The sequence below is a fragment of the Klebsiella sp. 4_1_44FAA genome (assembly GCF_000238715.1).
In the GTDB taxonomy this organism is placed as follows: Bacteria; Pseudomonadota; Gammaproteobacteria; order Enterobacterales; family Enterobacteriaceae; genus Klebsiella; species Klebsiella pneumoniae.
The window spans coordinates 181982-194290 of record NZ_JH414800.1 but is presented as its reverse complement, the minus strand read 5'-3'; the positions used below and the strand labels follow the sequence as shown (position 1 = coordinate 194290).

10 protein-coding genes and 1 pseudogene are annotated in these 12309 nt (G+C 55.0%); 8 read left to right on the top strand and 3 right to left on the bottom strand.

The window, feature by feature from the left end; all coding sequences use genetic code 11:
* Positions 1-26: 26 nt before the first annotated feature.
* The 3 genes from mazG to eno all read left to right on the top strand — a co-directional run bounded on the left by mazG (position 27) and on the right by eno (position 4116).
* Positions 27-818, top strand: coding sequence for a nucleoside triphosphate pyrophosphohydrolase (gene mazG, locus HMPREF1024_RS14450; protein WP_009308531.1), 792 nt, complete (start codon positions 27-29; stop codon positions 816-818).
* Positions 819-1098: 280 nt separating this feature from the next.
* Complete coding sequence (gene pyrG, locus HMPREF1024_RS14455) at positions 1099-2736, top strand: glutamine hydrolyzing CTP synthase (RefSeq protein ID WP_004142808.1); 1638 nt, start codon at positions 1099-1101, stop codon at positions 2734-2736.
* An 81-nt stretch (positions 2737-2817) separates the two neighbouring features.
* Positions 2818-4116, top strand: coding sequence for a phosphopyruvate hydratase (gene eno / locus HMPREF1024_RS14460; RefSeq protein ID WP_002915213.1), 1299 nt, complete (start codon positions 2818-2820; stop codon positions 4114-4116).
* A gap of 63 nt (positions 4117-4179) precedes the next feature.
* On the opposite strand, the gene HMPREF1024_RS14465 is transcribed toward eno, so the two are convergent.
* Entirely contained in the window at positions 4180-5289 is a 1110-nt protein-coding gene (locus HMPREF1024_RS14465) for an SDR family oxidoreductase (protein ID WP_009308528.1), read from the bottom strand.
* Positions 5290-5763: 474 nt separating this feature from the next.
* Here HMPREF1024_RS14465 and queE point away from each other — a divergent pair, with 474 nt between their 5' ends.
* Positions 5764-6435 carry a 7-carboxy-7-deazaguanine synthase QueE gene (gene queE / locus HMPREF1024_RS14470; protein WP_002915210.1) on the top strand — a complete coding sequence of 224 codons (672 nt, stop codon included), beginning with the start codon at positions 5764-5766 and terminating at the stop codon, positions 6433-6435.
* Positions 6436-6475: 40 nt separating this feature from the next.
* On the opposite strand, the gene queD is transcribed toward queE, so the two are convergent.
* Positions 6476-6841, bottom strand: coding sequence for a 6-carboxytetrahydropterin synthase QueD (queD, locus tag HMPREF1024_RS14475; RefSeq protein ID WP_004174641.1), 366 nt, complete (start codon positions 6839-6841; stop codon positions 6476-6478).
* Positions 6842-7157: 316 nt separating this feature from the next.
* On the opposite strand from queD, the gene cysJ reads away from it, so the two are divergent.
* The 4 genes from cysJ to HMPREF1024_RS30060 all read left to right on the top strand — a co-directional run bounded on the left by cysJ (position 7158) and on the right by HMPREF1024_RS30060 (position 11933).
* Positions 7158-8957, top strand: coding sequence for an NADPH-dependent assimilatory sulfite reductase flavoprotein subunit (gene cysJ, locus HMPREF1024_RS14480; RefSeq protein ID WP_009308524.1), 1800 nt, complete (start codon positions 7158-7160; stop codon positions 8955-8957).
* Positions 8957-10669 (top strand): assimilatory sulfite reductase (NADPH) hemoprotein subunit, encoded by a 1713-nt coding sequence (cysI, locus tag HMPREF1024_RS14485; protein ID WP_004900203.1) that lies wholly within the window; start codon positions 8957-8959, stop codon positions 10667-10669. The genes cysJ and cysI overlap by 1 nt, the downstream gene beginning before the upstream one ends.
* A gap of 98 nt (positions 10670-10767) precedes the next feature.
* Entirely contained in the window at positions 10768-11502 is a 735-nt protein-coding gene (gene cysH, locus HMPREF1024_RS14490; protein WP_002915177.1) for a phosphoadenosine phosphosulfate reductase, read from the top strand.
* A gap of 206 nt (positions 11503-11708) precedes the next feature.
* On the top strand, positions 11709-11933 hold the full coding sequence (locus HMPREF1024_RS30060; RefSeq protein ID WP_181247916.1) for an HD domain-containing protein: 225 nt from the start codon (positions 11709-11711) through the stop codon (positions 11931-11933).
* A 10-nt stretch (positions 11934-11943) separates the two neighbouring features.
* Here HMPREF1024_RS30060 and HMPREF1024_RS14495 read toward each other — a convergent pair.
* A pseudogene (locus tag HMPREF1024_RS14495) lies at positions 11944-12309 on the bottom strand (IS1-like element IS1X2 family transposase); the annotation flags it as partial.

The following is a 12309-nucleotide window of genomic DNA, read 5'->3' as shown; positions in this document are numbered from 1 at the left end:
ATTTTTTAAATTTCCAGGATTGTCACATGACTCAAATTGACCGCTTGCTCGGCATCATGCGCCGCCTGCGCGACCCGGAAAACGGCTGCCCATGGGATAAAGAGCAGACCTTTGCCACTATCGCCCCTTACACCCTTGAGGAGACCTACGAGGTCCTCGATGCTATCCAGCGGGAAGATTTTGACGATCTGCGCGGTGAGCTGGGCGATCTGCTGTTCCAGGTGGTGTTCTATGCGCAAATGGCGCAGGAAGAGGGACGCTTTAACTTTGACGATATCTGCGCCGCCATCAGCGACAAGCTGGAGCGTCGCCACCCGCATATCATCGGCGAGGCATCGGCGGGCAATAGCACGGAAGTCCTGGCTCGCTGGGAGCAAATCAAAAGCGCGGAGCGGGCGGAAAAAGCCCAGCATTCGGCACTGGACGATATTCCCCATAGCCTGCCGGCGCTGATGCGCGCGCATAAAATCCAGCGCCGCTGCTCGGCAGTTGGTTTCGACTGGACCTCGCTGGGCCCGGTGCTCGACAAAGTGCATGAAGAAATTGATGAAGTGATGCATGAAGCGCAGCAGGCGGTGGTGGATGAAGCAAAACTGGAAGAGGAAGTGGGCGATCTGCTGTTTGCCACGGTGAATTTATCCCGTCATTTGGGCGTCAAAGCCGAGGTGGCGCTGCAGAAAGCAAACCTCAAATTTGAGCGTCGTTTCCGCGAGGTCGAGCGTATTGTCGCCGCCCGAGGCCTGGAAATGACCGGCGTCGACCTCGATACCATGGAAGAAGTGTGGCAGGAAGTAAAACGCCAGGAAACTGATCTCTAACGGATTTTCGTGATCAAGCGCGATTTGTGTGATTTTATAAATAACAAGCGCTTGATTTACGTCAAAAACATTTCGCCAAAAGCGTCTATTTTCTCTTTCCGTTATGTCGTTGAAACACCATGTAGCCTGCCTCTTCGAGTTGTTCGAGTCGCAACACAGGTGCAACTTGAAGAACGAAGGGGAGGGGAAGAATGAAAGTTTGTGGCGTCACGCATGTTCGGGTATACTACTTTCCCGTCCTGGTTATTCCATCGTTTTACCCTAACTTCTCAGGTTCAGCATGACAACGAACTATATTTTTGTGACCGGCGGGGTCGTATCCTCTCTGGGTAAAGGCATTGCCGCAGCCTCCCTGGCAGCCATTCTTGAAGCCCGTGGTCTCAACGTGACCATCATGAAACTGGATCCGTATATCAACGTCGATCCGGGCACCATGAGCCCAATCCAGCATGGGGAAGTGTTCGTTACTGAAGACGGCGCAGAAACCGATCTGGACCTGGGCCACTATGAGCGTTTTATCCGCACCAAGATGACGCGCCGCAATAACTTCACCACCGGCCGTATCTACTCCGACGTGCTGCGCAAAGAGCGCCGTGGCGACTACCTGGGCGCGACCGTTCAGGTTATCCCGCACATCACCAACGCTATCAAAGAGCGCGTACTGGCGGGCGGCGAAGGCCATGACGTCGTGCTGGTGGAAATCGGCGGTACCGTAGGCGATATCGAATCCCTGCCGTTCCTCGAAGCGATTCGTCAGATGGCGGTAGAGATCGGCCGCGAGCATACCCTGTTCATGCACCTGACTCTGGTGCCGTACATGGCCGCCGCGGGCGAAGTCAAAACTAAGCCGACCCAGCACTCCGTGAAAGAGCTGCTCTCCATCGGTATTCAGCCTGATATTCTGATCTGCCGCTCCGATCGCGCGGTTCCGGCCAACGAACGAGCCAAAATTGCTTTGTTCTGTAACGTTCCGGAAAAGGCTGTGATTTCTCTGAAAGATGTCGATTCCATTTATAAAATTCCGGGCCTGTTGAAATCTCAGGGGCTGGACGATTATATTTGTAAACGATTCAGCTTAACTTGTCCGGAAGCAAACCTGGCCGAATGGGAACAGGTAATCTATGAAGAAGCTAATCCGGCAGGCGAAGTCACCATCGGTATGGTCGGTAAGTACATTGAACTGCCGGATGCCTACAAGTCGGTGATTGAAGCGCTGAAACACGGCGGTCTGAAAAATCGCGTTACCGTCAACATCAAGCTGATCGATTCGCAGGATGTGGAAACGCGCGGCGTCGAAATCCTCAAGGATTTAGACGCTATCCTGATCCCGGGCGGCTTCGGCTACCGCGGCGTTGAAGGCAAGATCGCCACCGCGCGCTATGCGCGTGAAAACAATATTCCTTATCTGGGCATCTGCCTGGGTATGCAGGTTGCGCTGATTGAGTTCGCGCGTAACGTAGCGGGTATGGAAAACGCCAACTCGACGGAATTTGTGCCAGACTGTAAATACCCGGTCGTGGCCCTGATTACCGAATGGCGTGACGAAGATGGCAACGTTGAAGTCCGCTCTGAGAAGAGCGATCTGGGTGGCACCATGCGCCTGGGCGCGCAGCAGTGCCAGCTGAGTGATGATTCTCTGGTACGCCAGCTTTACGGCGAGCCGACCATCACCGAGCGTCATCGTCACCGCTACGAAGTCAACAACATGTTGTTGAAACCGATTGAAGCTGCCGGTCTGCGCGTTGCGGGCCGTTCCGGGGATGATCAGTTGGTCGAGATCATCGAAGTGCCGAACCATCCGTGGTTTGTGGCCTGCCAGTTCCACCCGGAGTTTACTTCGACGCCGCGTGATGGACACCCGCTGTTTGCCGGCTTTGTGAAAGCCGCGAGCGAGTACCAGAAACGCCAGGCGAAGTAAAAAGAGTTTGAACGGCAATGCACCCATCCGGGTGCATTGTTTGTCTGGAGTTTTAGTTTAACTTGTACTGAGGAAAACCTAATGTCCAAAATCGTTAAAGTCATCGGTCGTGAAATCATCGACTCCCGTGGTAACCCGACTGTTGAAGCCGAAGTACACCTGGAAGGTGGTTTCGTCGGTATGGCAGCTGCTCCGTCAGGTGCTTCTACTGGTTCCCGCGAAGCGCTGGAACTGCGCGATGGCGACAAATCCCGTTTCCTGGGTAAAGGCGTAACCAAAGCTGTTGCTGCGGTAAACGGCCCGATCGCTCAGGCAATCCTGGGCAAAGATGCTAAAGATCAGGCTGGCATCGACAAGATCATGATCGACCTGGACGGTACTGAAAACAAATCTAACTTCGGTGCGAACGCTATCCTGGCCGTTTCTCTGGCGAACGCCAAAGCAGCTGCTGCGTCCAAAGGCCTGCCGCTGTACGCGCACATCGCTGAACTGAACGGCACTCCGGGCAAATACTCCATGCCGGTTCCGATGATGAACATCATCAACGGCGGTGAGCACGCTGACAACAACGTCGACATCCAGGAATTCATGATTCAGCCGGTTGGCGCGCCGACCCTGAAAGAAGCAGTACGCATGGGTTCTGAAGTGTTCCATCACCTGGCGAAAGTGCTGAAGTCCAAAGGCATGAACACTGCCGTTGGTGACGAAGGCGGCTACGCGCCGAACCTGGGTTCCAACGCCGAAGCGCTGGCTGTTATCGCTGAAGCGGTTAAAGCTGCAGGCTACGAGCTGGGCAAAGACATCACCCTGGCGATGGACTGCGCGGCATCTGAATTCTACAAAGACGGTAAATACGTTCTGGCTGGCGAAGGCAACAAAGCATTCACCTCTGAAGAGTTCACTCACTTCCTGGAAGAGCTGACCAAACAGTACCCGATCGTCTCCATCGAAGATGGTCTGGACGAATCTGACTGGGAAGGTTTCGCTTACCAGACCAAAGTACTGGGCGACAAAATCCAGCTGGTTGGTGACGACCTGTTCGTAACCAACACCAAGATCCTGAAAGAAGGCATCGAAAAAGGCATCGCTAACTCCATCCTGATCAAGTTCAACCAGATCGGTTCTCTGACCGAAACTCTGGCTGCTATCAAGATGGCGAAAGACGCTGGCTACACCGCTGTTATCTCTCACCGTTCTGGCGAAACTGAAGACGCTACCATTGCCGACCTGGCTGTTGGTACCGCTGCAGGCCAGATCAAAACTGGTTCTATGAGCCGTTCTGACCGCGTTGCTAAATACAACCAGCTGATTCGTATCGAAGAAGCGCTGGGTGAGCAAGCGCCGTTCAACGGTCGTAAAGAGATCAAAGGTCAGGCTTAATCCTGTCCTTGTGAAATAATCATGCCAGCCTTCGGGCTGGCATTTTTTTTACGCCTGCGGCCATTATTTAAAGTCGACGGCCATTTGCTGAGGGATCGACAACCCGCGGGTGGTTTCCACGCAGCGGTCGATGTAATCGGTAAAGCGCGGCGGTTTTGGCATCCCCATGCTCAGCAGCTTGTCGTTACTAAAGCGCACGTTCAGGGTGGCGAATGCGCCGTATAAGCGCATGGCTTTCAGCATCAGCCGCTCATTGCATGGCCCAAATATCCCTTTCAGTTCGCGTCTCATTTTGACCAGCGTGTCATAGCTGACCTGGGCGTACTTATCCCCCACCGGCGCCTGCTCCAGGGCCTGAGCCATCGCCCGGTCGATTTCGGCAAACTTCACGCTGTTCTCTTCGCCAGCAGAGATATGCACCACCTCGCCGTGAGCCAGAGGCTGGTTAAGCAGCATTAGCAGGGCGTCGGCGCAGTAGTCCACCGGGATAACGTCAATTCGGTCCTCCATGGAGCACATGAATTTCTGCAGCATCAGCCCCATGCTGAACACCCAGAAAATACTGCTGGAAGGCCGGCAGCCGTGATGGGTATGACCCACCACGATAGAGGGGCGGGCAATTACCAGCGGTAGCGTAGGGCACTGCTGCTGCATCAGCTGCTCGATGGTCGACTTCGAGTGGGTATATTCCACCAGGTGCTCAGCGCGTTCCCGAAACTCCGCGCTTTCGGCGACCAGTGAATCCGGTTCAGGCGAACATGACATCGCCGTACCGACGTGCAGAAAGCGCTGCAGACCCGTCACCTGCGCCATCCGTTGCGCCAGGCGCAGCGTGCCCTCAACGTTAACCTTCCAGATAAGCGGGTTGCTGCCAAATGAAGCGACAGCGGCGCAGTTGAGGATGTGCGTGACCTGATCGAGGCGCGGATCGTTAAGAAAATGCTCCGGAGAGGCGAGATCGCCCAGCAGGATATGCTGCTGGCGCAACATCGCCAGCTTCTCCTCGGCGATGTTGAACTTACGCATGTTCTCTTTAACCCGTTCGAGGCCAGCCTCGGGGCTATCAGCACGTACCAGCAGCAGCAGATCTAACCGGGTTTCCTGATGGAGTATTTTCTCTAACGCGGCACCGCCCAGAAACCCCGTAACGCCGGTAATTAATAATGTGGTCATAAACGCTATCTCATTATGGTTGGTCTGCGGGATTCTAGGCGGGCAAAAGTAAACGACAATTAAATAAAAAAGGGGCCCGATCAGGGCTTTATTAAGACCAGTTTAAGGTTATTATTACCGGGGGGTAGAATTGGACTCGCAGATCGGCCAGATAATTCACTCTTTCATGTATCAGTTTGTACATTGCTGTATTTTAAGGTTTTTTATTTTGGTTCTTGGACCTTTTATTTTATCCTGAATGACAGGAATAACATTTTCTGTTACATATTTCCCCCCGCGCGTCAGAATGCTATTTATTTTAATTCTTACCATGCTAATAAACTAAGCCAAAAGAAAAGATTGCTTTTTTAATCAATAATATTATTCCCGACACGGATATTGACGGAGGGGTAAAAAAGCGATCGCAGCGCAGGACAAGACCTGGGCAGCGAAATCTGCGATAATGAACGTTTATCACCCTAAACAGAGATGACTATGCAGTACCCGATTAACGAGATGTTCCAGACCCTGCAAGGCGAGGGTTACTTCACCGGCGTGCCTGCCATCTTTATTCGTCTGCAGGGATGCCCGGTAGGATGCGCGTGGTGTGACACCAAGCATACCTGGGACAAGCTGGCCGATCGGGAAGTGTCGTTGTTCAGCATCCTGGCGAAAACCAAAGAGAGCGACAAGTGGGGCCCGGCAAGCAGCGAGGATCTGCTGGCGATTATTGGGCGGCAGGGGTGGACAGCCCGCCACGTGGTTATTACCGGCGGTGAGCCCTGCATTCATGATTTAACGCCGTTAACCTCGCTTCTGGAACAAAACGGCTTTAGCTGTCAGATTGAAACCAGCGGCACCCATGAAGTACGCTGCAGCCCCAATACCTGGGTGACGGTTTCCCCGAAGGTCAACATGCGCGGTGGCTATGACGTGCTGTCTCAGGCCCTGCAGCGGGCGGATGAGATCAAGCATCCGGTAGGGCGCGTCCGCGACATAGAAGCGCTGGACGAACTGCTGGAAACGCTGAGCGATGACAAACCGCGGATCATCGCCCTGCAGCCGATCAGTCAGAAAGAAGATGCGACGCGCCTGTGTATCGACACCTGCATCGCCCGCAACTGGCGCCTGTCTATGCAGACGCACAAGTATCTGAATATTGCCTGATAAAAAAGCCCGGCAGCGTACTGACCGGGCTTTTTTTCGCTTACTCGCCGCGATAGACGCAGCCGGCGGTGCAGGTCTCTTTGACCATCACGGCGCTGAGCAGCGGCACCCGCGGTTTCATCTCATCCCAGATCCATTTGGCCAGCACTTCGCTGGTGGGGTTTTCCAGACCAGGAATATCGTTCAGATAATAGTGGTCGAGGCGATCGTATGTCGGCTTAAAGGCGGCCTTCAGCTCGGCAAAATCCATGATCCACCCGGTATGGGGATCGACTTCACCGGTGATCTCCAGACGCACCATAAAGGAGTGGCCATGCAGGCGACCGCATTTGTGTCCTTCCGGGACGTGCGGCAGGTGGTGGGCGGCTTCGAAGGTGAAATCTTTAAACAGCGTGGTGGACATCATTGACTCTCAACAGGACGAAAAAAACCGCCGTAGGGTACCGGAAAGTACATTTTTTCGCATTAACTAAAACGGCCGTGAACAGAAAATGGACATGTTTATCTGCTTTATTTGATTTAATCTATTATATTTCAATTACTTATTTAATCGATTTTGTTGTTAATAACTACAACTAAAACAGGTTAGTCCATTTGGTTATTTATTATTTCTATCCCTTCTTTAATTGTTACTATGCCCGCCGTTAACCTTCTATTCTCTTCTGTTTTTGTCGCGCTGACAGGGTGCGAATAACAGCTTTGCTTACTGGAACAAACGACGCATGACGACACAGGCCCCACCTTCCAACTTTCTGCCGCTCAACCCGGAGCAACTGGCGCGCCTTCAGGCGGCCACCACTGACTTCACGCCCACTCAGCTCGCCTGGGTATCTGGCTATTTCTGGGGCGTGCTGAATCAGCAGTCCGGTGCGGCGGTAGCCGCCCCCGCCCCGGCCGCCGAGGTACCGACGATCACGCTGATTTCCGCCTCGCAAACCGGCAACGCCCGCCGCGTCGCCGAAGCGCTGCGTGACGATCTGCTGGCGGCGAAGCTGAACGTGAAGCTGGTGAATGCAGGCGATTATAAATTCAAACAAATTGCTGCGGAAAAACTGCTGGTGGTTGTAACGTCCACCCAGGGGGAAGGAGAGCCGCCGGAAGAAGCGGTCGCATTGCATAAGTTCCTGTTCTCTAAGAAAGCGCCGAAGCTGGACGGGACCGCGTTCGCCGTCTTTGGTCTCGGCGATACCTCTTATGAATTTTTCTGTCAGTCCGGCAAAGATTTCGACAACAAGCTGGCCGAGCTCGGCGCGGAACGTCTGCTCGATCGCGTTGATGCCGACGTTGAATATCAGGCCGCGGCCGCTGAATGGCGCGCGCGCGTGGTTGAGGCGCTGAAGGCCCGTGCGCCGGTCGCTGCGCCCGCTCAGCTGGCCACCAGCGGCGCGGTGAACGATATTCACACCAGCCCATATACCAAAGAAGCGCCCCTGACGGCGACCCTGTCGGTCAATCAGAAAATCACCGGCCGCAATTCAGAAAAAGATGTGCGCCATATCGAAATAGACCTCGGTGATTCCGGTCTGCGCTATCAGCCGGGCGACGCCCTGGGCGTCTGGTACCAGAACGATCCTCAGCTGGTGAAAGAGCTGGTGGAGCTGCTGTGGCTGAAAGGCGACGAGCCGGTGACCGTTGAGGGCAAAACTCTGCCGCTGTCGGAAGCCCTGCAGTGGCATTTTGAGCTGACGGTTAACACCGCGACTATCGTTGAAAATTACGCCACCCTGACGCGCAGCGAATCGCTGCTGCCGCTGGTGGGCGATAAAGCTCAGTTGCAGCAGTATGCCGCCGCGACGCCGATCGTCGATATGGTCCGTTTCTCTCCAGCGCAGCTGGACGCCGAGGCGTTAATCGGTCTGCTGCGTCCGCTGACGCCGCGCCTGTACTCCATTGCTTCCTCACAGGCGGAAGTGGAGAGCGAGGTGCATGTCACCGTGGGCGTGGTGCGCTATGAAATTGAAGGCCGCGCCCGGGCTGGCGGCGCCTCCAGCTTCCTCGCCGACCGCGTGGAAGAGGATGGCGAAGTCCGTGTCTTTATCGAACACAACGACAACTTCCGTCTGCCAGTCAACCCGGAGACCCCGGTGATCATGATTGGCCCGGGCACCGGTATTGCGCCGTTCCGCGCCTTTATGCAGCAGCGCGCTGCGGACGGAGCGCAAGGCAAGAACTGGTTGTTCTTCGGCAACCCGCACTTCACCGAAGATTTCCTCTATCAGGTGGAGTGGCAGAGCTATGTGAAGGAAGGTCTGCTGACCCGTATCGATCTGGCCTGGTCCCGCGATCAACAACAAAAAATCTATGTGCAGGACAAACTGCGCGAGCAGGGGGCCGAGCTGTGGCGCTGGATCAATGACGGCGCCCACATTTATGTCTGCGGCGACGCCAATCGCATGGCGAAGGACGTGGAAAACACCTTACTGGAAGTGATTGCCGAATACGGCGCGATGGACGCCGAAGCGGCGGACGAATTTTTAAGTGAGCTGCGCGTTGAGCGCCGTTATCAGCGAGATGTCTACTAATGAGCGAAAAACATCCGGGGCCTTTAGTGGTCGAAGGTAAACTGAGCGATGCCGAGCGCATGAAGCTTGAGAGCAACTACCTGCGCGGCACCATTGCGGAAGATTTAAACGACGGTCTGACCGGCGGTTTTAAAGGCGATAACTTCCTGCTGATCCGTTTCCACGGCATGTACCAGCAGGACGATCGCGATATCCGCGCGGAGCGCGCCGCCCAGAAGCTGGAGCCGCGTCATGCGATGCTGCTCCGCTGCCGTCTGCCGGGTGGGGTGATCACCACCACCCAGTGGAAGGCGATCGATAAGTTTGCCGCTGAGAACACCATTTACGGCAGTATTCGCCTGACCAACCGGCAGACCTTTCAGTTCCACGGCATTCTGAAAAAGAACGTCAAGCCGGTGCATCAGATGCTGCACTCGGTGGGGCTGGACGCGCTGGCCACCGCCAACGATATGAACCGTAACGTGCTGTGCACCTCCAACCCGTACGAGTCGCAGCTGCACGCTGAGGCCTACGAGTGGGCGAAAAAGATCTCCGAGCATCTGCTGCCGCGTACCCGCGCTTATGCCGAGATCTGGCTGGATCAGAAAAAGGTCGCCACTACCGACGAAGAGCCGATCCTCGGCCAGACCTATCTGCCGCGTAAGTTTAAAACCACGGTGGTGATCCCGCCGCAGAACGATATCGATCTGCACGCCAACGACATGAACTTCGTGGCGATCGCCGAAAACGGCAAGCTGGTGGGCTTTAACCTGCTGGTGGGCGGCGGTCTCTCTATCGAACATGGTAACAAAAAAACCTACGCCCGCACGGCGAGCGAATTCGGTTATCTGCCGCTGGAGCATACTCTGGCGGTGGCGGAAGCGGTTGTGACCACCCAGCGCGACTGGGGCAACCGTACCGACCGTAAGAATGCGAAAACCAAGTACACCCTTGAGCGCGTCGGTGTCGAAACCTTCAAAGCGGAAGTGGAGCGCCGGGCAGGCATTAAGTTTGAGCCGATCCGCCCGTACGAATTTACCGGCCGCGGCGATCGCATCGGCTGGGTGAAGGGGATTGATGATAAGTGGCACCTGACGCTGTTTATTGAAAACGGCCGCATTCTCGATTATCCGGGGCGTCCGCTGAAGACTGGCCTGCTGGAGATTGCTAAGATCCATCAAGGCGAATTCCGCATCACCGCTAACCAAAACCTGATTGTCGCCAGCGTACCGGAAGATCAGAAGGCGCGGATCGAGAAGCTCGCGCGGGATCATGGCCTGATGAATGCCGTCACCCCGCAGCGCGAAAACTCGATGGCCTGCGTCTCCTTCCCGACCTGCCCGCTGGCGATGGCGGAAGCCGAGCGTTTCCTGCCGTCGTTTATCGACAAGGTGGAAGGGGTGATGAGCAAGCACGGCGTGAGCGATGAGCATATCGTCACCCGCGTCACCGGCTGCCCGAACGGCTGCGGCCGCGCGATGCTGGCGGAAGTGGGACTGGTGGGCAAAGCGCCGGGCCGCTATAACCTGCACATCGGCGGTAACCGCAACGGCACCCGCATCCCGCGGATGTACCGTGAGAATATTACCGAGTCAGAAATTCTCGACTCGCTAGACGAACTGGTAGGGCGCTGGGCGAAAGAGCGCGAAGCGGGTGAAGGCTTCGGCGATTTTACGGTGCGTGCGGGCATCATTCGCCCGGTGCTCGACCCAGCCCGCGATTTCTGGGAATAACATCCTGGTGCCCGGTGGCGCGTAGCGATCCGGGCCAGCGAAACCCGTAGGCCGGACGAACGCAGTGTCGTCCGGCAAAACAGGCAAACGAGGTTCATATGTCCGTACTCGATCTAAACGCGCTTAATGCATTGCCGAAAGTGGAACGCATTCTGGCACTCGCGGAAACCAACGCCCAACTGGAAAAGCTTGACGCCGAAGGGCGTGTGGCGTGGGCGCTGGAAAATCTGCCGGGAAACTATGTGCTGTCGTCGAGCTTTGGCATTCAGGCGGCGGTAAGTTTGCATCTGGTGAATCAGATCCGCCCGGACATTCCGGTGATCCTCACCGATACCGGCTACCTGTTCCCGGAAACCTATCAGTTTATTGACGAGCTGACGGACAAGCTCAAGCTGAACCTGAAGGTCTACCGCGCGGCTGAAAGCGCAGCCTGGCAGGAGGCGCGCTACGGCAAGCTGTGGGAGCAGGGCGTTGAGGGCATTGAGAAATACAATGAGATCAACAAGGTTGAGCCGATGAACCGGGCGCTGAAAGAGCTCAATGCGCAGACGTGGTTTGCCGGTCTGCGCCGCGAGCAGTCGGGCAGCCGGGCAACGCTTCCGGTGCTGGCGGTCCAGCGCGGGGTGTTCAAGGTGCTACCGATTATCGACTGGGATAACCGCACGGTGTATCAGTACCTGCAAAAGCACGGGCTGAAGTACCACCCGCTGTGGGATCAGGGCTATCTCTCGGTAGGCGATACCCACACCACCCGCAAGTGGGAGCCGGGCATGGCAGAAGAAGAGACCCGGTTCTTCGGGCTTAAACGCGAGTGCGGATTGCACGAGGGTTAAGCGCGGTTGTTTCCTCTATTATTTAATCCCGGTCATTCCGGGATTTTTTATATTTAAAAACTATATCCTTATTTTATTAATTCAGTGAATGTAGCCCATTATTTTATATGCGTTAATAATAAACAACTATCTTGAGTTATATCATTTTTAAATTGGCTTAAAAGCGTACATTATCAGTTCACTGTCGATTCTGCACTGGACATGCTGTGTCAATTTATAACTACTGGGGTAAAACTCGCCAGGGAGAACCCGGCGGGGGTGACGATTACCATCTGCTGTGCTGGCATTCCCTTGATGTCGCCGCAATGGGCTACTGGATGGTAAAGCGAGATATCTATGGTCTGGCAGGTTATTTCAGGCGTTTAGGGATTAATGATATTGAAAACGCCGCGCAATTCTTTGCCTGGCTATTATGCTGGCATGATAGGTAATGACTCCAACTTACTGATAGTGTTTTATGTTCAGATAATGCCCGATGACCTTGTCATGCAGCTCCACCGATTTTGAGAACGACAGTGACTTCCGTCCCAGCCTTGCCAGATGTTGTCTCAGATTCAGGTTATGTCGCTCAATGCGCTGAGTGTAACGCTTGCTGATAACGTGCAGCTTTCCCTTCAGGCGGGATTCATACAGCGGCCAGCCATCCGTCATCCATACCACGACCTCAAAGGCCGACAGCAGGCTCAGAAGTCGCTCCAGTGTGGCCAGAGTGCGTTCACCGAAGACGTGCGCCACAATCGTCCTCCGTATCCTGTCATACGCGTAAAACAGCCAGCGCTGACGTGATTTAGCACCGACGTAGCCCCA